This is a genomic window from Streptomyces sp. NPDC048269 (assembly GCF_040652395.1).
Classification (GTDB): Bacteria; Actinomycetota; Actinomycetes; order Streptomycetales; family Streptomycetaceae; genus Streptomyces.
Genome location: NZ_JBEZLW010000011.1, coordinates 171,286 through 192,353, shown reverse-complemented (window position 1 = coordinate 192,353; position 21,068 = coordinate 171,286). Strand labels below are relative to the sequence as shown.

The following is a 21,068-nucleotide window of genomic DNA, read 5'->3' as shown; positions in this document are numbered from 1 at the left end:
CCAGTGTTTGGGCAAATGCGCAATACGCACGTCTAGCGCACTTGCCCAAATCGGATGGGACCCCACAGCGGGGGCACGGCTACGATCCCGGCATGGGAAATCGCGAGGACCTGCTGGCCGGAGCGCGGCGCTGCCTGGAGGAGAAGGGCTATCTGCGCACGACCGTGCGCGACATCGCCACGGCCTCGAACGTGAGCATGGCCGCGATCGGCTACCACTTCGGATCGCGCGACGCCCTGCTCAACCAGGCCCTGTTCGACGCCATGGAGGAGTGGGCCGCCGGGTCCGGCCGGCTCCTCGGGCAGGGCGACACCGCCGAGGAGCGCTACGCCGACACCTGGGACCGCAAGATCCGGGACTTCGGCGAGATGCGCTGGCTCTGGACCGCCTCCGTCGAGGCCTTCGTCCACGCGCAGTCCCAGCCGGAGCTGCTCGCGATCCTGGCCGAAGGCCAGCGCCGCAACCGGCGCATGGTGGCCGCCGGGCTGGCCGGAGTGCCCGAAGGGGAGGTCGCGGAGGAGGACGTACGGGCCCTCGGCTCGCTGCACATCGCACTGCTGACCGGGGTCATGGTGCAGTGCCTGACCGATCCGGAGCAGGCCCCGACCGGCCCCGAGCTCGCCCAAGGGCTGCGCCGGATGGCGGAGTTGCTGGAGGGCTAGGGCGGGGTGGAGGTTCGTACCCACGGGTAGTGAAATTGACGTGCGCACGCCATAATCTGGCCACCACTGGGTCGGCAAAGGGGCGGGCATGGGCATGGGACCGGGACTGGACCGACGGGCCTTTCTGGTCGGAGCACTGGCTGCGGGCGTCACCGCCGGGCTCGGCACACCACCCGCCGCGGCCACGGCACTCGGCACCCAGGACTGGATGGCGGGCCTCGCCGACTCCACCGCCCTCCAGCGGATGACCATCCCCGGCACGCACGATTCCGGTGCCCGCCAGGGCGGGCTCTACGTCGCCTGTCAGAACACCTCGATAGCCGAACAACTCGACTCGGGCATCCGGTTCCTCGACGTCCGCTGCCGGGTGACGGGCGGCTCCTTCGCCATCCACCACGGGTCCTTCTACCAGAACCTGATGTTCGGCGACGTGCTCGCGGCCTGCTGGAACTTCCTCGCCGCGCGCCCGTCCGAGACGGTCCTGATGCGGCTCAAGCAGGAGTACTCCACGGACAGCGACGCCACCTTCCGCGCCGTCTTCGACGACTACCTGGACCACCGCGGCTGGCGTCCGCTCTTCCGGATCGCCGACACCCTGCCCACGCTCGGCCAGGCCCGCGGCAAGGTGGTCCTGCTCGCCGACAACGGCGGACTGCCCGGCCTGCGCTACGGGGACGGCAACGTCTTCGACATCCAGGACGACTGGAACGCCGAGCCCTTCGCCAAACGCGGCAAGATCGAGAACCACTTCCGCAAGGCCTTCCAGCAGCCCGGCAAGCTGTTCGTGAACTACGTCAGCACCTCGGCGTACATGCCGCCGCGCTGGAACTCCGACCGCCTCAACCCCCAGGTGCACGCCTTCGTCGACGGCGGGGAACTGGCCGGCCGGACCGGGCTCGGGATCGTCCCGATGGACTTCCCGAACACCCGCTCCGGCCTGGTCGCCTCACTGATCCGGCACAACTGACGGCTCGGGCGGCGGCGGTGCCGGCGCCCCCGGGATGCGGAGCACCGCCTCAGTGCCCGGACCCCCGCCGGCCGCCGCCCGCAGCTCGGCGCTCCCGCCCGCGCGTGCCACCGTACGGGCGACGATCGACAGACCGAGGCCGCTGCCGGGCAGGGCGCGGGCCGACGGAGAGCGCCAGAACCGCTCGAAGACGTGCGGCAGGTCCTCGTCCGGGATGCCCGGACCGTGGTCCCGTACGGTCAGTTCGCCCGCCCGCAGCGTCACCTCGACCGCGCCGCCCGGCGGGCTGAACTTCACCGCGTTGTCCAGGACGTTGACCACCGCGCGCTCCAGCGCGGCCGCCTCGCCCCGTACGTACCAGGGCTCCAGCGCGGAGCTGAAGCTCAGCTCCGGACCGCGCAGCCGGGCCCGGGACAGCGCGGCCCCCGCGATCTCGTGCAGGGCCACCACCTGGAGCGGGCCCGGGGACGCCGCGTCCGGGCGGGACAGCTCCTGGAGGTCCCCGATGAGGGCGGCCAGCTCCGTCATCTGCGCCTTGACCGAGTCCAGCAGCTCCTTGCGGTCCTCGGGCGGGATGGCCCGGCCGGTTTCCTCGCTGTGTGCGAGCAGCTCGATGTTCGTACGGAGCGAGGTGAGCGGCGTGCGCAGCTCGTGCCCGGCGTCGGCGATCAGCTGGGCCTGCCGTTCCTGGGAGGAGGCGAGTGCGGCGGTCATGGAATTGAAGGACCGCGACAGGCGCGCGATCTCGTCGTCGCCCTCGTCGGGGATCCGTACGGTCAGGTCCTCGGTCCGGGCGATGTGCTCGACGGCGCCGGTGAGTTCGTCGACCGGCCGCAGCCCCGTCCGGGCCACCCACAGTCCGGCCGCGCCCGCGCCGACCACTCCGATGCCCGAGACCAGGAGCAGCACCCAGGCCAGGGTGGACAGGGGCTTGTCGACGTCGGCGAGGGGTTTGGCGACGGACAGCGCGGCGGGCTGCCCCGCCAGGAGGGCGGGCTGGGTGTAGACGCGGACGGGGGTGCCGTCGGAGGTGGTCGCGTCGTAGTGGACGGGGCCGCGGCGGCGCTGGGCGACCTCCAGGTCGGTGTCGGTGACCTGCAGTGTGCTCCGGCCGTCGACCCAGCAGTGTCCGCCGTCGGGCAGCACGATCTGCACCTGCGCGCTGAGGTTGTTGGACGGCCGGTCCGGCAGGGTGCTGGCGACGACGCAGCCGAACGCCTTGTACACCTGGTTGGCCTGTGCCTCGGCGTTGGTGGCGCGCAGGGAGCCGTCCAGCTGGTCGCGGAGCTGGGCCCGCACCATCACCCAGGACACCGCCGTGACGGCGGCCACGGCGAGTGCCACCGCCACCGTGACCAGCAGCGCGAGGCGGGAACGCAGCGGGAGGGCGCGGAACCTGGCCACCGGGTTCATGCGGCTCACTCGGGCCCGCTCTCGCCGGCGCGCAGGACGTAGCCCACCCCGCGCACGGTGTGGACCAGACGCGGCTCGCCGGCCGCCTCGGTCTTGCGGCGCAGGTACATCACGTACACGTCCAGGGAGTTGGAGCTGGGCTCGAAGTCGAACCCCCAGACGGTCTTCAGGATCTGCTCGCGGGTCAGGACCTGCCGCGGGTGCGCGAGGAACATCTCCAGCAGCGTGAACTCGGTACGGGTCAGCTCCACCGGGCGCCCGGCCCGGGCGACCTCGCGGGTCGCCAGGTCCATGCGCAGGTCGCCGAAGGTCAGCGCGTCCTCGTGGGCCGGCTCGCCGGCCTGCGGGACGGCGTAGGAACTGCGGCGCAGCAGGGCGCGGACGCGGGCGAAGAGCTCGTCGAGCTCGAAGGGCTTGACGAGGTAGTCGTCGGCGCCCGCGTCGAGGCCGGTGACGCGGTCGCCGACCGTGTCGCGGGCGGTGAGCATCAGGACCGGGGTGACGCTGCCGGCCGCGCGCAGCCTGCGGGCCGCCGTCAGGCCGTCCATCCGGGGCATCTGGACGTCCAGGACGATCAGGTCGGGGGCGTACGAGGCAGCCTGGTCGAGGGCGTCGAGGCCGTCGACGGCGGTCTGTACGGCGTACCCCTCGAAGGCGAGGCTGCGGCGCAGGGCCTCGCGGACGGCCGGCTCGTCGTCCACGACGAGGATCCGCTGCTGGTCGCCTTCGGCGCCCGTGACGGAATGTGCAGCCATCTTGGTCCCCCAGGGGTGGTGGTCGGTGGCACGTACCAGGGTCCAGGGTCTCAGTACGAGGTGCCGAAGCCGTTGGCGGCGGTGCCGCCGCTGTCGCCGCCGGAACCCGTGCCCGTGCCGCCGGGGCCGCCCTTGCGCAGGGAGTCCAGGTCGGCCTTGATCGTGTTGACCGGGATGGCGAAGCCGAGGCCGACGCTGCCGGCGGTGGAGCTGTCGCTGGAGGGGGAGTAGATGGCGGAGGGCATGCCCACGATCTCGCCGTTCAGGTTGACGAGGGCGCCGCCGGAGTTGCCGGGGTTGAGGGAGGCGTCCGTCTGGATGGCCTTGTACGAGGTGGTTTCCGAGCCGGTGTTCCCGTTGAACTGCCGGCCGTCGTACGAGAACGGCCAGCCGCCGCTGCCGCCCTGCTGGCGCTGCGGAGACTGCTGCTCCGACTTCGGTACGTTCACCTCGCGGTCGAGCGCGGAGACGATGCCGCTGGTGACCGTGCCGGTGAGGCGGTCGGGGGAGCCGATGGCGACGACCTGGTCGCCGACCTTCAGGCTGCCGGAATCGCCGAGCTCGGCGGCCTTGAGTCCGCTCGCGCCCTGGAGCTTGATGAGGGCGAGGTCCTTGTCGGGGTCGGTCCCGACGGTCCTGGCGCTGTACTTCTTGCCGTCGCTCATCGTCACCTGGATCTCGGAGGCGCCGCTGACGACGTGGTTGTTGGTGACGATCTCCCCGTCGGCGGTGACGACGATGCCGGAACCGGTGCCCTGGCCGGAGCCGGTGCGGGTGTCGATGCGGACCACGGAGGGGCTGACCTGCTCGGCGACGCCGGAGACGGTGCCGTTGCTGGACTGGGAGACGTTCGTCCCGTTGACGCCGCTGCCGCTGGTGCCGTCGTGGGTGCCGATCAGCTGCTGGACGGCCGCCGCGGTGCCGCCGCCGACCACGGCGGCGGCGAGTGCGACGGCGGCGAGCAGCGCGACCGGGCGCTTGGCGCGGGGGGCTGCGTGGGGGGCCGGGGCCGACGGGGCCGCGGGGACGGTCTCCCCCTGGATGACCGGGGGCTGGTGCGCCTCGTGCCACCCCGGGGCGGCGGGCGGGTACACGGGAGGCGGCGGGTAGCCCCCTGCCGCGGCGGCCTGCGCCGGCTGGTCGGGCTCCCGCTGCCAGTCCTCGCCGAACGGCGTGTGCTGGGTCGGGCGGTGCTGCGGGTACTCGCCTTCGCGGCGGAAGCTGTCGGTCATGTCTATGACCATGTCCGCGGATCATGAGAGCTTCCTGAGTCCCCGCTGAGAAGCCCGACAGAACCGCGTATGCCCGACATAAGGCCGGGCACGTCCCAGCGGGGAGGCGGCCCGCAGGAAGGCGGGCCCCAGTGAGGCGGGCCGCAGGCGAAAAGCCGGCCTGCCGACCGCCGGACGGCTAGCGGCAGCCGCAGGACCGGCGGATCACCAGCGCCGACGGGAACTGCTTCAGCCGTTCCCGGCGGGAGCCGGCCACACGCAGGGCGTCGTCCAGGACCAGGTCCACCGCCGCCCGGGCCATCGCCGGACGGTCCGAGGCGATGGTGGTGAGGGGCGGGTCCGTGAGGGCCGCCTCCTTCACGTCGTCGAAGCCGGCGACGGCCAGCTCCCCGGGCACGTCGATCCGCAGCTCCCGCGCAGCCCGCAGCAGACCGATCGCCTGGTCGTCCGTGGCGCAGAAGATGGCCGGCGGGCGGTCCGGCCCGGCCAGCACCTCGAGCGCCACGCGGTACGCGTCGTAGCGGTTGTACGGCGCCTGGAAGAGCCGGCCCTCCACCGAGCGGCCCGACTCCAGCATGGCCCGGCGCCAGCCCTCGACGTGGTCGGCCACCGGGTCGCCGACCTCCGGGGTGGTCTCGACGCCGCCGAGGCAGGCCACGTACTCGTGCCCGTGCTCCAGCAGGTGGCGGGTGGCGAGCTGCGCGCCACCGATGTCGTCCGTGACGACGGCGACGTCGTCGATCGCCTCCGGACGTTCGTGAAGCAGCACGACCCGCGCGTCCCACGCCTCGATCTCCGACGCCGCGCGCTCGCTCATGCCCTGGCTGACCAGGATCAGGCCCGAGACCCGCATCCCGAGGAAGGCCCTCAGGTAGTGGACCTCGCGCTCGTCGCGGTAGTCGGAGTTCCCGACGAGCACCATCTTTCCGCGCTCGGCGGCGGCCTGCTCGACCGCGTGCGCCATCTCCGCGAAGAAGGGCTGCCGGGCATCGGGGACGATCATGCCTATGAGGTCGGTGCGCCGCGAGGCCATCGCCTGGGCGACCCGGTCCGGGCGGTAGCCCAGGTCCTTGATCGCGGCGAGTACACGCTCGCGCGTGGCCGGGGCAACCGGCCGGGGTCCGTTGTTGATGACGTAGCTCACGACGGCGGTAGAGGTACCCGCAAGTCGCGCCACGTCATCCCGCGTCACCTTGGCCACGCGCGAAGTCTACGCGGGGTGACCTACCTCTGGGCAGGGCGTCCGGCCAATGGATGCTCACGCCGCCTTCCGCCGAGTGGGTGATGGCCGCGCCGCACTACGCCCCGGTCTGGGCGCCGACCTGTGCGGCCGTCTGCGCGGCGGCCTCGGCCGCGGCCTTCGCCGCAGCCTGTGCCGCGGCCTCCGCCGCCGCCCGCTCGACCTTCTCCGGCGTGACGAAGCGGTAGCCGACGTTGCGGACGGTGCCGATCAGCGACTCGTGCTCGGGGCCGAGCTTCGCGCGCAGCCGCCGTACGTGGACGTCGACCGTCCGGGTACCGCCGAAGTAGTCGTAGCCCCACACCTCCTGCAGCAGCTGGGCGCGGGTGAAGACCCGGCCCGGGTGCTGCGCGAGGTACTTGAGCAGCTCGAACTCCTTGAAGGTGAGGTCCAGCACCCGCCCCTTGAGCTTGGCGGAGTACGTCGCCTCGTCCACCGACAGATCGCCGTTGCGGATCTCCATCGGGGAGTCGTCCGAGCCCAGCTGCTGGCGGCCGGTGGCCAGCCGCAGCCGCGCCTCGACCTCGGCGGGGCCGGCGGTGTCCAGGAGTACGTCGTCGACGCCCCAGTCGGCGGTGACGGCCGCGAGGCCGCCCTCGGTGACGACCAGGATGAGCGGGCAGCCCGGCCCGGTGGAGCGGAGCAGCTGGCACAGCGACCGCACCTGCGGCAGGTCGCGGCGGCCGTCGACGAGGATGACGTCGGCGCCCGGGGTGTCCACGAGGGCCGGGCCCTCGGCGGGGGCCACCCGCACGTTGTGCAGGAGCAGGCCGAGGGCGGGCAGGACCTCGGTGGACGGCTGCAGGGCGTTGGTCAGCAGCAGGAGTGAGCTCATGCCCGACCACCCCGCCCGGTGCCGGTGGGTCGGTCGATCACGGTTCGCTGGTCCATCACGTCGGTTCCTCCTCGGTCCCGTCGAGGACGTGCGCGGTACTGCTTCGTACGTGGTGCGTCTGGTGCGGTGTCCGCCGGCCCCGCGCCCTGAGGCCCGGACGGATGCCGTCGTTCTCGGTTGTTCTCGGTTCGTTCAACGCGCTGAAAGCACAAAAGGACCCGGGGGCAACGTTGCCCGGATCCTCTCGCAGCAGAATAGCCCACTGGCGCTTTCGGGGCCGAGGCCTCCATCACTCCCTCTTCTGTGGTTCCTGCCACGCCCCTGCCCTGCGTATGCCCCGGTTTCACCGGATCGATGGACCTCCCGCGGGCCGCCCGGGCGCATACGGGGCGCGCGGAGGCACGCTGGTGTGCGGGGTGGGAGGGGTCATCATGGAGGCCGACGGTAGAGAGCCGACGATAGGAGCTGCAGTGGCAACCGGAACCATCCGCTACTGGGCGGCGGCCAAGGCCGCGGCCAAGACGGCGGAGGAGCCGTACTCGGCGGGCACACTGGCCGAGGCGCTCGAGGGCGTGCGGGAACGCCACCCCGGGGAGCTGACCCGGGTCCTGCTGCGCTGCTCCTTCCTCGTGAACGATGAGCCTGTGGGCAAGCGCCCGCACGATTCCGTCCTGCTGACCGAGGGGGGCACCGTCGAGGTGCTCCCGCCGTTCGCGGGCGGGTGAGCGGGAGCCGATGAGCACGCCTGAAGAACAGCAGAACCAGCAGAACCAGCACCAGCACCAGCAGCAGGAGTACGCGCAGCAGCAGGACCCGTACGGGACCCAGACCTGGCAGTCCGACACCTGGGACACCGGCTATCAGCCGGTGCCGCCGCCGCTGGGCGGGGTGCCGGGGCAGCCGGTCGCGCCCGAGGGCTGGTTCCGCGACGACGTCGCGCCTGCTCCCGCCCCCGCTCCCGCCCAGGAGTGGGCCGAGACGGCGTACCTGCCGCCGTACCCGGGTCCCGCGCAGCAGCAGCCGGTGCAGCAGCCGCAGCCGGCGGCGCCGGAGGGGTGGTTCCGGGACGAGGTTGCGGCTCCGGCTCCGGCCCAGGACTGGTCCCCGGCACCGGCGGCAGAGCAGACCGCCTACCTCCCGCCCTACCAGGCTCCGGCCCCGGCCGAGGAGACCGCGTACCTGCCGCCGTACCCGGGTCCCGCAGTCGCACAGCAGCAGCAGCAGCAGCAGCAGCAGCAGCAGCACCAGCAGCCGGCGGCGCCGGACGGCTGGTTCCGCGACGAGGCCCCGGCCCCGGCCCCGGCCCAGGACTGGTCCCCCGAAGCCCCGGCCGAGCAGACGGCCTACCTCCCGCCCCAGGCCGCCGCCGAAGCCCAGGCCCCGGTTCCCGCCCCGGTCCTGCCGGACGCGCCCGAGGAGGAGCCGGAGTACTCCCCGCCCACCCTCGCCGGCAATACCCTTCGCGCCGTCGACCCGGCCCAGGCCCGCGCCGAGGGCCGGTCGCCGATCATCGACCCCGGCCCGCAGCCGGCCATACTGACCGCCGTTCTCGGGGTGCTGCTCGCCGTGGCCGCGGCCCTCGGGCAGTACGCGCTGCTCCTGCCGCTGGTCGCCCTCCAGGGCCTCACCGCGGCCGGCTGGTTCCGCCTCAACGGCATGTGGCCCGCCCGCCAGGGCATCGCCCTCGCCTTCGCCGGAGCCCTCGTCGCCGACGTGGCCGTGCTCGCCGTGGACGACTCGTACGGCCCCGGCGCGATCGTCGGCACCCTCGGAGCCTGGGTGCTGCTCACCCTGGTGCTCCAGCTGCGCAGTCACGCCGACCCCGACGAGCGGATGTACGGCCTGATGGCATCGGTGGCCTCGGCCGCGCTCGCCATCGTCTGCGCCGGGTACCTGGCCGCGGACACCGCCGCCGTCACCGTCGGTGCGGCCGCCGTCGCCGTCGCCGTCTTCGCCCGCGCGCTGCCGCTGCCCACCCCGGCCTCCGTCGGCGTCTCGCTGGCCGCGGCCGTCGGTGCGGGCATCGCCGTCGGAGGGCTGACCGACATCGGGGTGGGCGGGGCGCTGCTCGGCCTCGCCGCCGGCGTGTGCGCGCTGGTCGGGCTGCGCGTGGCGGCGTACGACTACCCGTCGAAGTTCGTCCACATGACGGCCGGTGTCGCACTGCCGCTGGCTGCCGCCGCGCCCGCCGTCTATCTGATCGGCCGGGTGGTGGCCTGATCTGGCCCTGACAACGGACATGGTCCACTAGACCGCACGTACCGACTAGTAGGGGGAGTGGCACGTGCGTTTCCTGCGCGCCGTCGTGATCATCGGAGTGGTTCTGGGAGCCCTGTTCGTGGGGGTGGACCGCTGGGCGGTCGGCTATGCCGAGAACCGGCTGGCCGACCGGCTCCAGGCCCGGCAGGGGCTGGCCGGCACCTCTGAGGTGGACATCCACGGGTTTCCGTTCCTCACCCAGGCGCTCAGTCACGACCTGGACCGGGTGGACCTGAAGCTCCGCGGCGTCGACGTCGCCGCGGAGGGCCGCAAGACGCGGCTCTCCGAGCTCGACGCGACCTTCCGCAACGTGAAGCTGAACGCGGACTACAGCGGTGGCACGGCCAAGCGTGCCGAGGGCACCGGCCTCATCACGTACGCGGACCTGACCGCGGCCTCGCAGACCGGCGCGACCCTCTCCTACGGCGGGGCGCCGGGCAAGGTGAAGGTGACCGCGTCGGTGGACGTCCTCGGCAAGACGCTGACGCGCAGCGTGGTGTCGACCATCACACTGGAGGACGCGCAGGACGGCAAGGGCGGCCGGATCGTGCGGGTGCGCGCCGACGAGGTGCCGGGCGAGGGGATCCCCGGGGTCGAGAAGCTGGTCCGCAAGAAGACCGACTTCGACCGCAGTCTCGACAGCGGGCTGCCGGCCGGCCTGCACCTGTCCGCCCTGACCTCGGACGAGGCCGGTGTACACCTCACGCTGGGCGGTACGGACGTGGTGCTGGCCGGATCGTGAGACGGAGCGGTCCGATCCGCAGAAGGACGGGCCGCACGGTGGCTCCGGAAGGCCGCGCGGCGGTCGCTCACCCAGCATTGATCCCACTATTCGGACGATCCCGTCTCGGGATATGACACGCCGGTGACAGGGTGGCCGCTTCGTCCCTACGATCCATGGCTATGAAGCATCAGCAGGCGGACCTCACGAAGCGGCGGGCAGTAGACCTGTGCCGCGTCGCCGCCATGCTCTGTCGATCCATGTGACGTGTGAGCGCATCCGCTCCATCAGCCGGACGACGGCTCTTCCCGCGTGACCGCACCCGACTCCTGACGCCTCCCCGCGCAGGAACTGTGGGGCACCCGGACACACGCACGAGTGACACCTGCAGCCAGCCCGGCAGGTTTTCAGCAGTACCCGCACAGCCCCGCCGCACACTGCCCCGGAGGAGAACACCATGAGCCGCAGCGACGTCCTCGTAGACGCCGACTGGGTCGAGGCCCACCTGAACGACGCCAACGTCGTCATCGTCGAGGTGGACGAGGACACGTCCGCGTACGACAAGAACCACATCACCAACGCCGTCCGGATCGACTGGAAGCAGGACCTCCAGGACCCGGTCCGCCGCGACTTCGTGGACCAGGAGGGCTTCGAGAAGCTCCTCTCCGCCAAGGGCATCTCCAACGACGACACCGTCGTCCTCTACGGCGGCAACAACAACTGGTTCGCGTCCTACGCCTACTGGTACTTCAAGCTCTACGGCCACCAGGACGTGAAGCTCCTCGACGGCGGCCGCAAGAAGTGGGAGCTCGACTCCCGCGACCTGGTCGACGGCAAGGACGTCCCGAACCGCCCGGCCACCCAGTACAAGGCCAAGGCCCAGGACACCTCGATCCGCGCCTTCCGCGACGACGTCGTGGCCGCGATCGGCTCCCTGAACCTGGTCGACGTCCGTTCGCCCGACGAGTTCTCCGGCAAGCTGCTCGCCCCGGCGCACCTCCCGCAGGAGCAGTCGCAGCGCCCCGGCCACGTCCCGAGCGCCCGCAACATCCCGTGGTCGAAGAACGCCAACGACGACGGCACCTTCAAGTCCGACGAGGAGCTGACCGCCCTCTACCAGGAGGAGCAGGTCGACCTGGCGAAGGACACCATCGCCTACTGCCGCATCGGTGAGCGCTCCGCGCTCACGTGGTTCGTGCTGCACGAGCTCCTGGGCCAGGAGAACGTCAAGAACTACGACGGCTCTTGGACCGAGTACGGCTCGCTGGTCGGCGTGCCGATCGAGCTCGGCGCCAACAAGTAATCCCGGCCGGGCACGCGACGCCCGCCCCGTAGCAGCAGAACCTCTCTAGGACAGGACAGAGAACATGTGTGGAGCACAGATCGGCGGGCCCGACCTCGCGACGCTCAAGCCCGGTGAGACCGCGATCCAGGGTCAGGTGACCAAGGGGGGCGAGCCGGTGTCCGGCTACGTCCGCCTGCTGGACTCGACCGGCGAGTTCACCGCCGAGGTCCCGACCTCGGCCACCGGCCAGTTCCGCTTCTACGCGGCCACCGGCTCCTGGACGCTTCGGGCGCTCGTCCCCGGTGCCACGGCGGACCGCCAGGTCGTGGTCGCCGAGGCCGGAGGCGTGACGGACGTGGCGATCGCGGTCTGATCGACAGCTGAACCGGCCGAAGGGCCGCACCCCCGGGGGTTGGACGCCACTGGACCGGGGTGCGGCCCTTCGTGCCGTCGTGGCCGCGTGCCGTCCGCGCGGGTTGTACTTGCGGGGCCCCGCTCTACCCTGGAGACATGTACGCCCGGCGCCGGCGCGCCTACTTCCTGCTCATGGGCGGATGCCTCTTCCTCTTCGTCTCCGCCTGGGCCTTCGTGCGCCTCCTCTCGGTGGAGGCCGCGGTCGCCATGTGTGTCGTCGCCATGGTGATCCCGCCGGTCGCCGCGATGATCGCCAACCGGCGCGGCCCGGACGACCGCTGGTGGGACGACCCCTCGGGGGATCCGAAGTCCGACGAGTGGTGGGACGAGCTGGACGGAAAGCGCCGTCACGAGGACTGAAGCGGGACCGGCCCAGCGAGATAAGAATGTAATAAGCATTCATACAACTGCGTCCCCCCGGATCGGGTCATGGGTACGCGCGGGTAATGCGCCTGCGCCTCAGTCCTGTGGGGGGACCCTTTTGGAACACGAACAGACCACCCCTGAGCAGCAAAAAGGGACGGAATCCGGGCCGCGCCGTCCCCGCCGGACACCCCTGCTGATCGCGGGCGCGGCCACCCTCGGCATCATCGCGGGCACGGTCACCGGCTACACGATCCAGTACCACCGCGCCCCCACCCCGCTGCCGCCGCTGGCCCAGCAGTCGGTGGACGTACCGAAGCCCCTGCCGGCGGACGGGTCGACGACCCCGCGCACCGTGAATGCCAACCGGTGGCACAAGACGGACGACGACCTGGCCAGGCTCCTGGTGGAAGCCCCGGCCGGGGTGGAGGTCAGCTACTCCGGGGTCGAACCGGTGGACGAATACGCCGCGGACTACTTCGCGGATCCCGGGTCGGGGCTCCGCGGCCTGCTCTCCAAGCACGTGCGGCGCATCGCGACACTGCGGTGGAAGGACGGCGGACACAACGTCGTCACGGTACGGCTGAAGCAGTTCCACGAGCGGTCGGGAGCCGAGGACGACCAGGCCGGTTACTCCTTCATGTCGCAGCCGAAGTTCGCCGGGAACCCGGGCAAGGACTTTCCCGGCGTGCCTGCGGCCTACGGTCACCTCTGGGTCGACTCGAAGGCGCATCAGACCCCCGGCTACCAGCCGGTGCAGTCGGGCCGAGCCGTCGCCCGGCGCGGCGACATCGTCATGGACGTCAAGATCCAGAACAACCGGGGCGACCTGGACGAGAACGCCCTGGTCGATCTGGCCAAGCGGCAGTGGGAGCGGCTGTGAGCGACGAGCAGAACCGCCTGCCGGACGCGGCGACCGAAGACCGGCCGGACGACCGGAACCGCCGGCCGGACGCCGCGACCGAAGAGGGACACACCACCGCCGGGCCGCCCGCCGGGGTGTCCGCTCCGGCTCGCCGGACCAGGCGGCCGGCCGTAGCCGTACTCGCCGGCGTACTGTCCGTGGCCGTGCTCGCCGGCGGCGGCCTCTGGGCGTCCGCCGTGATGGACCGGGCCGACCGCACCGCCCCGACGCTCTACTGGGCCGCCGAGGACGCGCCGGATCCCTCGGGCTCCGAGCCGCCGGTCCCGACCGTGCCGCCGAACGACCTCGTGGCCAAGCTGCTGCCGTACACCAGCGCCCTCTCCGTCGGCCCCGACATAGATGCGGAGGGCCATGACTTCTACGTCCCCGGGGAACGGGCGCTCCAGTCGATGAAGGACGCCGAGACCGGACTTTCCGACCAGCAGCGCGCCGAACGGGAAAAGACGCTGGCCGAGCTGAAGCTCAAGGGCCTGGCGGCACGCAGCTACCGCTCGGGCAACCACGCGAAACTGTCGGGCGTGGAGATCACCCTGACGCAGGCCGATCCCGAGGCCCTCGCTTCGCTGTCCTCCCTCACCGGGAAGCTCCTCGAACTGCTCCGGTCGCTCGGCGGCGACGGCCGTGAGGCGCCGAAGGTGGAGGGCTTCGACAACGCCAAGTGCGTGCTGAGCACGGTGCGCGCGCCGAGGAGGGAGAACACGGAGAAGGACAAGGACACGAGCACGGTCGAGAGCATCGACTGCGTCGCGGTCCAGGGTGACGTCCTGGTGGACTTCACGATGTACGCAGGGGCAGGCCAGTTCTCCGCGACCGATGCCGTGAACCTCTTCGAGGAGCAGCTGAACCGACTGAAGTCCCCCGGGGAGTCCGTGTGAGCGAGCAGAACACCGCCAAGACCCAAGCGGCTCCGGCGCTCGGCGCACCGGTCGCGGCCGCGCCGGACACCACGCCCGAGGCCGTGCCGGACACCACGCCCGAGGCCGTGCCGGACACCACGCCCGAAGCCGTGCCCGAGGCAGCGCCGGAAACCACGCCCGAAGCCGTGCCCGAAGCCGTGCCCGAGACCGTGCCGGAAACCACGCCCGAAGCCGTGCCCGAGGCCGTGCCCGAAACCGCGCCGACGACCGCGCCGACGACCGCGGCAACACCCCGGCCGGATGCCCCGCCCGAGACCGCCCCCGCCGCGTCGCGGGACCGCCGCCGCCTGCGTGCCCTCCTGCGCTGGACGGCCGCCGTCGTCGTCTTCGCCGCTGCCGGCACGGGAGCCGCGTACGGGATGATCCAGCCCGAGCGCGCCGACCTGCCCGGGCTGTCCACCGAGGCCGACGGCCGCTGGTCCTACCCGGCGCTGTCGTGGCCCACGCTGCCGCCGGGTGCACCCCTGCCGGGGGCCGAGGACAACAAGGCCGGGATCCACTACGCCGCGCTGTCGGCCCTGCTGCTGCCCAGCCCGGGGGCCGCCCGGCCGGATGGCGCGTTCAAGGCCGACAAGGACGGGAACGTGTCGACCGACGCCTTCTTGGAGGAGTACGCCCCCGCCACCCGGGCGAAGATCAAGGAGGGCCTCGACCACGACGGGCTGCGCCAGATCACCGGCCGCGGCTGGACGATGCCGGACGGCACGAGGGCTCGTATCTACCTGCTGCGCGCCCACTCCGGGAGCTTCAGGGACTCCTACGAAGTCTGCAACAGCAACAGCGTCTTCCTCGGCGCCGAGGCGCTCACGCTGGACCCGCACTGGAGCAAGGCCAAGTCGGGGCAGCCGCCCGCGACGGGGCGGAGCGGCCCGGGCCGGCCCGCCGGCGTCTTCTACAGCAACGACATCAGCGTCTACGTGGAATCCGTGCCGTACGGCGACGAGCAGACCAAGGTCGGCTGCCTGAAGGCGGGTGACGTGCAGGCGGTGATCATCCAGACCCGGAAGGGCGAGGTGGCCACCGTCCCCTTCCACCAGACGGTGATCCTGCAGAGCCAGATGCTGAGCTGAGCTCCCGCGGCGGGCGGAACGGCCGACCTCACAGAGTGCGGCGGTCCCCGGGCCAGTAGGCTTGGGGACCGGCCGTACCTCCCCCGAACGAAACCTCCGAGGAGCACCCCGTGCTTGAGGCAGTCTTCACCTCCCTGCTGGTCCTGGTCTGCGTCGGCGTCCTCGCCTTCACCGGCCTGGCCGTCAAGAAGCTGTACCAGGGTCAGCGCTGAGCGTCCGCCCAGCAGACCGCCCCGGAACCCCTCCCACAGATCGCCTGAGCAGCCAATCATGATCCAGATCCCGTCCGACCTGAATCCGGGACTCGTCCCCCTCGCCTTCCTCCTCGGCAACTGGGAGGGTGCGGGAGTCTTCGACTTCCCGGGCGAGGAGAAGTGCAACTTCGGCCAGGAGGTCGTCTTCAGCCACGACGGCCGGGACTTCCTCCAGTACACCTCCCACACCTGGGTCCTCGACGCCGAGGGCAACAAGGTGCGGCCGCTGGAGTCCGAGTCGGGTTACTGGCGCATCGACAAGGACCGCAAGGTCGAGATCGTCATGGTCCGCGACCAGGGCGTCGTCGAGATCTGGTACGGCGAGCTCGCCGACCAGAAGCCCCAGATCGACCTGGTCACCGACGCGGTCGCCCGCACCGCGGCCTCCGGCCCGTACAGCGGCGGCAAGCGGCTGTACGGCTACGTGAAGAGCGACCTCATGTGGGTCGGCGAGAAGGCCACCCCGGACGTCGAGCTGCGTCCGTACATGTCGGCCCAGCTGAAGAAGGTCGTCACGCCCGAGGAGGTCGCCGAGATGGCGCGCAACCTCCCGGACATGCCGGACGACGGCATCGCCTTCTTCCGCTGACCGGACCGGCAGGCACGGACCGGCAGGCACGGACCGGCAGGCACGGACCGGCCGGTCCGGCCGGCCGAACATGTCCACAGGCTGTGCACGAAGGGGACCGCGGGCAGCCCGCGGTCCCCTTCGCGCGCTTACACTGGCCGGGTGGCGAGGACCGAGAGCACCGAAGGCGCCGACTGGAAGACCGATCTGCGGCAGCGCGGATACCGCCTGACCCCGCAGCGCCAGCTTGTCCTGGAAGCGGTCGACGCCCTGGAGCACGCCACCCCGGACGAGATCCTCGCCGAGGTGCGCAAGACCGCCTCCGGCGTCAACGTCTCCACCGTCTACCGCACGCTGGAGCTGCTGGAGGAGCTGAAGCTCGTCTCCCACGCCCACCTCGGCCACGGCGCGCCCACGTACCACCTCGCCGACCGGCACCACCACATCCACCTGGTCTGCCGCGACTGCGGCGACGTCATCGAGGCCGATGTGGACATCGCCGCCGAGTTCACCGCCAAGCTCCGCGCGACCTTCGGGTTCGAAACCGACATGAAGCACTTCGCGATCTTCGGGTTGTGCAAGAAGTGCGCCGCCCAGCACCGCGACGGCCACGCGTAGGCCACGCGCGGGCGCCGTAGGCCCTGTCCTGGCCGGGTCGTACGCTTGGTCCCATGACCAGCAGCCCTTTGCTCCATCTCCCCGGCGCCGTGCAGGCCGAAGGCCGTGACGAGGGCGTCGCCGCCCACTACGGAGAGCTGTACGGCGAACAGCGCGCCCTCGCGGACGGCCGCGGGTTCGTCGACCTCTCGCACCGAGGAGTCGTCACCGTCACCGGCCCGGAGCGGCTGAGCTGGCTGCACCTGCTGCTGACCCAGCACCTCACCGAGCTGCCGGCCGGGCAGGCCACCGAGGCGCTGATCCTCTCCGCCCACGGTCACATCGAGCACGCGCTCTACCTCGTCGACGACGGGGAGACCACGTGGGCGCACGTGGAGCCCGGAACCCAGGGCGAGCTGATCGCCTACCTGGAGTCCATGAAGTTCTTCTACCGCGTCGAAGTAGCCGACCGCACCGAGGAGTTCGCCGTCGTGCACCTGCCGGCCGGCTCCATCGCCGAGGTCGCCGAGGAGCACGTGGTACGGGAGACCCCGCACGGCCGCGACGTCTTCCTGCCCCGCGCCGAGCTGGAGGCGTTCGCCGCCTCGCACGGCCCCGCCGCGGGCCTCCTCGCGTACGAGGCCCTGCGCGTCGAGGCGCACCGGCCGCGGCTCGGCCAGGAGACCGACCACCGCACCATCCCGCACGAGCTCGGCTGGATCGGCACCGCCGTGCACCTCCAGAAGGGCTGCTACCGCGGCCAGGAGACGGTGGCCCGCGTCCACAACCTGGGGAAGCCCCCGCGCCGCCTGGTCTTCCTGCACCTGGACGGCTCCGAGGTGGTCCTCCCGGCGCACGGCGCGCCCGTCCGGCTCGCCGCCGACGGGGAAGAGGGCCGGCAGCTGGGCTTCGTGACCACCGCCGTCCGCCACCACGAGCTGGGCCCGATCGCGCTCGCGCTGGTCAAGCGGAACGTGCCGGTCGACGCGCCGCTGCTGGCCGGGAAGACGGCCGCCGCGCAGGAGGTCGTCGTAGCCCCCTGACCGACGCGGCAGCGCCCCGACCCGCGGCACGAGGTCCTGTCCGCCCGGACAGGACCTAGACGTCGATGACGATGGTGAACGGGCCCTGGTTGGTGAGCGAGACCCGCATGTCCGCGCCGAACCGGCCCGTCTCCACCGTCGCGCCCAGCGCCCGCAGCTGCGCCACGACCTCGTCCACCAGCGGCTCGGCGACCGGCCCCGGCGCGGCCGCGTTCCACGTGGGCCGACGACCCTTGCGGGCGTCTCCGTAGAGCGTGAACTGGGAGATCACCAGCAGTGGCGCGTCCACGTCGCTGCAGGACTTCTCCGCCTCCAGGATCCGCACGGACCACAGCTTGCGCGCCAGCAGCGCCGCCTTCTCCGGTGTGTCGTCGTGGGTCACCCCCACCAGCACGCACAACCCCTCGCCGACGATCTCGCCCACCGTCTCACCGGCCACGACGACGCTCGCGCCGTCCACCCTCTGCACCACAGCTCGCATACCACCTGTGTACCAGCCGTGCACCCGTCCGGGGCCGATCGGGTGGACTGGGACTGCGTCGGGACCACGGAGAGTGGCACGATGCAGGCAGGCGGTGCGGGTGCGCCGCACCGGTCGAGGGGACGGACTCGTTCGTATGAATACTTCTGGTACCTCCGTACCTGCATCACCCGCGTCCATGTCCGCTGCCGCGGTACGACCGCCCGCGCAGCGCAGCGCCGACGTACCGGGTACGGCCACGGCCGTCGCCCCGGCCGGGGCCGCGCCGACCAGCGCGCTACGGCTGCCGGAACTGCGCGCGCTGCGCCGTGACGCGCAACGCGACGAGGCCGACCTGAGCTACGTGCGCCGGCTGCTCCAGGGCCGCATCGACATCCTGCGGGCCGAGCTGGCCCGGCGTACCGACCCCGAGACGCCGGTGGTGGACCGGCTCTCCGAGATCCTCGCCGACGCTCCCTCCAGCCGCAGCGCCTCGGCGCGGCACGTCACGCTCGGCACCCCGCACAGCGAGGAGTACCGGCTGCTGGCGGCGGAGATGCTGGCCGACGTGGAGCTGTCGGACCTGGGCGCGCGCACGGACGGCGAGCTGTACGACGGGATGGGCAAGCTGATCCGTTACGAGCAGCAGGTCTCGCGGCGCCGCCAGCAGCTCCAGCGCACGGTGGACGACTGCAGCGCGGAGATCACCCGGCGGTACCGGGAGGGCGAGGCGCAGGTGGACGACCTGCTGGCCTGAGCCGCGGGCGGCGCGGGCGGCGTGCGAGCCGGGGGGGTACGGAGGGCGCCGGAAAACCGGGCGACTTGGGCCGGGCCCACGATTAGCGTGGCCGGTTATGAGTGCTGACGTCCGGCCGATCGCCGAATCCGAACTCCACGAGTGGCTCAACACCCTGAACACAGGCTTCCTGAGCCCGGCCCGGGCAACGGAGAACGACGTTGCCGAGCGGGCCAGGTACAGCGACCTGACCCGTATCCAGGGCGCGTTCGACACCGACACCGGCCGCTGCGTGGCGGCCTTCCTCTCCTTCGCGCAGGAGCTGACCGTGCCCGGCGGGGCGACCGTGCCCGTCAGCGCCGTCTCGAACGTCGCGGTGCTCGCCACACACCGCCGGCAGGGTCTGCTGACCCGCATGATGGCCGCCGAACTCGCCGCCGCCCACGCGCGCGGGGACGTGCTGGCGACGCTGATCGCCGCCGAGTACCCCATCTACGGGCGGTACGGGTACGGGCCCGCCACCTCGACCTCGGAATGGGAGATCGACGTACCGCGGACCGGACTGGACCGGCGCCTGCCCCCCGACCTGGACGGGGGGCGGATCGACATCGTGGACGCGGCCGAGGTCCGGCGCGTGGGCCCTGAGCTGCACGAGCGGCTGCGCGCGGTCACGCACGGCGCGGTGGACCGGCGCGAGCGCTGGTGGAACCTCACGACCGGCCTGGAGGAGATGTCGCACCGCCCGTACAAGGACAAGTTCCACGCCGTGTACCGGACGGCGGTCGGCGAGGTGGCGGGCCTGGTCACCTACCAGGCCGACGACCACTGGACGGACGCGAAGGTCCCGCAGAACACCGTGCAGGTCAGGGACCTGCTGGCGGTCACCCCCGAGGCGCAGCGGGCGCTGTGGCACTTCCTGTGCTCCATCGACTGGGTGCTCAAGGTCCGCACCGGCTACCGGGCTCCCGACGACCTGCTCCCGCAGCTGCTGCCCGACCCGCGCTCCGCCAGGACCCTGACCTCCGCCGACTTCCTGTGGGTGCGGCTGCTGGACGTCGTACGGGCGCTGGGCGCGCGGACGTACGCGGTGCCCGGGGTGCTCGTGCTCGAGGTGACGGACGCGACGGGCCCGGCGGCCGGCCGCTACCGGCTGGACGCGGGCGCCGGCTCCTGCGAGCGGACCGAGGAGGCCGCGGACCTGCGACTGGACGTGGCCGTCCTGGGCTCGCTGTACCTCGGCGACGAGTCGGCCGTGCGGCTGGGCGCGCTCGGCAGGATTGCCGAGGAGCGTCCGGGGGCCCTGGCGCTGGCCGACGCGGTGTTCCGCACGGCACGCCGGCCGTGGTGCCCGGACGTGTTCTGAGCCCTGGCCGGCCCTTCGATGGCGTTCGAGGAGATCGCGCCCATCGTGGAGTGCACGCCGGTCGCCGCCCGGCGGCTGGCGACCCGGGCGCGACGGTGCGTGCGGGTCGGCGACCGTATCGTGTGATCGTTTGTGGAATTTCGACAACGAACATCGAACAACGAGCAATGGGTACTGGGACTGAGGACTGAGGTATTTGACGACTGTCGTGGAACAACTGCGTGCGGCGGGCTGTGTCTTCGCGGAGGAGGAGGCGGACCTGCTGCTCGCGGCCGCGCGGGACGACGCCCACCTGGCGGAGCTGCTGGGCCGCCGGGTCGGCGGCGAACCGCTGGAACACGTGGTGGGCTGGGCCGAGTTCTGCGGACTGCGGATGGAAGTGGGCGCGGGGGCCTTCGTACCGCGCAGGCGCACCGAGTTCCTGGTGACGGAGGCGGTGGCGCTGGCCCGGCCCGGCGCGGTCGTGCTGGACCTGTGCTGCGGGGTGGGCGCCCTGGGCGCGGCCGTGGCGGCTCGGGTCCCGGGCGGTGTGGAGCTGCACGTGGCGGACATCGACGCGGCGGCGCTGGCGTACGCGCGGCGCAACGTGGCCCCGTACGGCGGCAGTGTGTGGGAGGGCGACCTGTACGCCCCGCTCCCGGAGTCACTGCGCGGGCGGGTGGACGTGCTGGTGGTCAACGCCCCGTACGTGCCGACGGAGGAGATCGGGTTCATGCCGTCGGAGGCGCGCGACCACGAGCCCCTGGTCTCCCTGGACGGCGGCGCGGACGGTCTGGACTTCCACCGCCGGGTCGCGGCGGGCGCCCTGCCCTGGCTGGCTCCGGGCGGTCACCTGCTGATCGAGACGAGCGCCCGTCAGTGCCCGACGACGGCCGCGGTCCTGACTTCGGCGGGACTGACGACCCGGGTGGCCGCCTCGGAGGAGCTGTGCGCGACGGTGGTGATCGCCGCGGCCTGAACCGGAGCGGCGGAGACCGGGGTGGGAGATG

24 protein-coding genes are annotated in these 21,068 nt (G+C 72.0%); 18 read left to right on the top strand and 6 right to left on the bottom strand.

Features of this window, described 5'->3' with window-relative positions; genetic code table 11:
* Positions 1-92 precede the first annotated feature (92 nt).
* Together AB0D48_RS15795 and AB0D48_RS15790 are read left to right on the top strand one after the other, a co-directional pair.
* Positions 93-662 (top strand): helix-turn-helix domain-containing protein, encoded by a 570-nt coding sequence (locus AB0D48_RS15795; RefSeq protein WP_362395964.1) that lies wholly within the window; start codon positions 93-95, stop codon positions 660-662.
* An 88-nt stretch (positions 663-750) separates the two neighbouring features.
* Complete coding sequence (locus AB0D48_RS15790; RefSeq protein ID WP_362395961.1) at positions 751-1,629, top strand: phosphatidylinositol-specific phospholipase C; 879 nt, start codon at positions 751-753, stop codon at positions 1,627-1,629.
* Here AB0D48_RS15790 and AB0D48_RS15785 read toward each other — a convergent pair.
* From AB0D48_RS15785 to AB0D48_RS15765, 5 genes are all read right to left on the bottom strand, one after another.
* Complete coding sequence (locus AB0D48_RS15785; RefSeq protein WP_362396064.1) at positions 1,609-3,042, bottom strand: HAMP domain-containing sensor histidine kinase; 1,434 nt, start codon at positions 3,040-3,042, stop codon at positions 1,609-1,611. The two genes, AB0D48_RS15790 and AB0D48_RS15785, sit on opposite strands and share 21 nt — an antisense overlap.
* 5 nt (positions 3,043-3,047) lie before the next feature.
* Positions 3,048-3,797, bottom strand: a complete 750-nt coding sequence (locus AB0D48_RS15780; protein ID WP_362395958.1) for a response regulator transcription factor — start codon at positions 3,795-3,797, stop codon at positions 3,048-3,050.
* A 50-nt stretch (positions 3,798-3,847) separates the two neighbouring features.
* On the bottom strand, positions 3,848-5,029 hold the full coding sequence (locus tag AB0D48_RS15775; protein ID WP_362395955.1) for a trypsin-like peptidase domain-containing protein: 1,182 nt from the start codon (positions 5,027-5,029) through the stop codon (positions 3,848-3,850).
* Between the two features lie 178 nt (positions 5,030-5,207).
* Entirely contained in the window at positions 5,208-6,230 is a 1,023-nt protein-coding gene (locus AB0D48_RS15770) for a LacI family DNA-binding transcriptional regulator (protein WP_362395952.1), read from the bottom strand.
* A gap of 97 nt (positions 6,231-6,327) precedes the next feature.
* Positions 6,328-7,104: a response regulator transcription factor gene (locus tag AB0D48_RS15765; RefSeq protein ID WP_362395949.1), complete on the bottom strand. Its 777-nt coding sequence runs from the start codon at positions 7,102-7,104 to the stop codon at positions 6,328-6,330.
* Between the two features lie 470 nt (positions 7,105-7,574).
* On the opposite strand from AB0D48_RS15765, the gene AB0D48_RS15760 reads away from it, so the two are divergent.
* The 13 genes from AB0D48_RS15760 to AB0D48_RS15700 all read left to right on the top strand — a co-directional run bounded on the left by AB0D48_RS15760 (position 7,575) and on the right by AB0D48_RS15700 (position 17,520).
* Positions 7,575-7,829: a MoaD/ThiS family protein gene (locus tag AB0D48_RS15760; protein WP_362395945.1), complete on the top strand. Its 255-nt coding sequence runs from the start codon at positions 7,575-7,577 to the stop codon at positions 7,827-7,829.
* Between the two features lie 10 nt (positions 7,830-7,839).
* Positions 7,840-9,324 (top strand): hypothetical protein, encoded by a 1,485-nt coding sequence (locus AB0D48_RS15755; protein ID WP_362395942.1) that lies wholly within the window; start codon positions 7,840-7,842, stop codon positions 9,322-9,324.
* A 64-nt stretch (positions 9,325-9,388) separates the two neighbouring features.
* Positions 9,389-10,105 carry a DUF2993 domain-containing protein gene (locus tag AB0D48_RS15750; protein ID WP_362395939.1) on the top strand — a complete coding sequence of 239 codons (717 nt, stop codon included), beginning with the start codon at positions 9,389-9,391 and terminating at the stop codon, positions 10,103-10,105.
* Positions 10,106-10,260: 155 nt separating this feature from the next.
* Positions 10,261-10,350: an Ms5788A family Cys-rich leader peptide gene (locus tag AB0D48_RS15745; protein ID WP_350875872.1), complete on the top strand. Its 90-nt coding sequence runs from the start codon at positions 10,261-10,263 to the stop codon at positions 10,348-10,350.
* Positions 10,351-10,541: 191 nt separating this feature from the next.
* Positions 10,542-11,387, top strand: coding sequence for a sulfurtransferase (locus tag AB0D48_RS15740; RefSeq protein WP_362395936.1), 846 nt, complete (start codon positions 10,542-10,544; stop codon positions 11,385-11,387).
* 64 nt (positions 11,388-11,451) lie between these two features.
* Positions 11,452-11,742, top strand: a complete 291-nt coding sequence (locus tag AB0D48_RS15735; protein WP_362395933.1) for a DUF1416 domain-containing protein — start codon at positions 11,452-11,454, stop codon at positions 11,740-11,742.
* Between the two features lie 137 nt (positions 11,743-11,879).
* Positions 11,880-12,143 (top strand): DUF3099 domain-containing protein, encoded by a 264-nt coding sequence (locus tag AB0D48_RS15730; RefSeq protein ID WP_362395930.1) that lies wholly within the window; start codon positions 11,880-11,882, stop codon positions 12,141-12,143.
* Positions 12,144-12,264: 121 nt separating this feature from the next.
* The gene (locus AB0D48_RS15725) at positions 12,265-13,029 is read left to right on the top strand and encodes a hypothetical protein (protein ID WP_362395927.1); all 765 of its coding nucleotides are present in this window, start codon (positions 12,265-12,267) and stop codon (positions 13,027-13,029) included.
* Positions 13,026-13,946, top strand: a complete 921-nt coding sequence (locus AB0D48_RS15720; RefSeq protein ID WP_362395924.1) for a hypothetical protein — start codon at positions 13,026-13,028, stop codon at positions 13,944-13,946. The genes AB0D48_RS15725 and AB0D48_RS15720 overlap by 4 nt, the downstream gene beginning before the upstream one ends.
* Positions 13,943-15,058: a hypothetical protein gene (locus AB0D48_RS15715; protein ID WP_362395922.1), complete on the top strand. Its 1,116-nt coding sequence runs from the start codon at positions 13,943-13,945 to the stop codon at positions 15,056-15,058. Before AB0D48_RS15720 ends, AB0D48_RS15715 begins: the two co-directional genes overlap by 4 nt.
* Positions 15,059-15,328: 270 nt before the next feature.
* Positions 15,329-15,901 (top strand): FABP family protein, encoded by a 573-nt coding sequence (locus tag AB0D48_RS15710; RefSeq protein ID WP_362395919.1) that lies wholly within the window; start codon positions 15,329-15,331, stop codon positions 15,899-15,901.
* A gap of 141 nt (positions 15,902-16,042) precedes the next feature.
* Positions 16,043-16,498: a Fur family transcriptional regulator gene (locus tag AB0D48_RS15705; RefSeq protein WP_362395916.1), complete on the top strand. Its 456-nt coding sequence runs from the start codon at positions 16,043-16,045 to the stop codon at positions 16,496-16,498.
* Positions 16,499-16,551: 53 nt separating this feature from the next.
* Complete coding sequence (locus tag AB0D48_RS15700) at positions 16,552-17,520, top strand: folate-binding protein (RefSeq protein ID WP_362395914.1); 969 nt, start codon at positions 16,552-16,554, stop codon at positions 17,518-17,520.
* Between the two features lie 55 nt (positions 17,521-17,575).
* Here AB0D48_RS15700 and dtd read toward each other — a convergent pair whose 3' ends face one another.
* Positions 17,576-18,001: a D-aminoacyl-tRNA deacylase gene (gene dtd, locus AB0D48_RS15695; protein WP_362395911.1), complete on the bottom strand. Its 426-nt coding sequence runs from the start codon at positions 17,999-18,001 to the stop codon at positions 17,576-17,578.
* 136 nt (positions 18,002-18,137) lie between these two features.
* Between dtd and AB0D48_RS15690 the strand changes: the two genes are divergently transcribed.
* The 3 genes from AB0D48_RS15690 (at position 18,138) to AB0D48_RS15680 (ending at position 21,037) form a co-directional block, all read left to right on the top strand.
* Entirely contained in the window at positions 18,138-18,737 is a 600-nt protein-coding gene (locus tag AB0D48_RS15690) for an AmfC protein (RefSeq protein ID WP_362395908.1), read from the top strand.
* 97 nt (positions 18,738-18,834) lie between these two features.
* Positions 18,835-20,079: a GNAT family N-acetyltransferase gene (locus tag AB0D48_RS15685; protein ID WP_362395905.1), complete on the top strand. Its 1,245-nt coding sequence runs from the start codon at positions 18,835-18,837 to the stop codon at positions 20,077-20,079.
* 187 nt (positions 20,080-20,266) lie between these two features.
* Positions 20,267-21,037: a putative protein N(5)-glutamine methyltransferase gene (locus tag AB0D48_RS15680; protein ID WP_362396061.1), complete on the top strand. Its 771-nt coding sequence runs from the start codon at positions 20,267-20,269 to the stop codon at positions 21,035-21,037.
* Positions 21,038-21,068 lie beyond the last annotated feature (31 nt).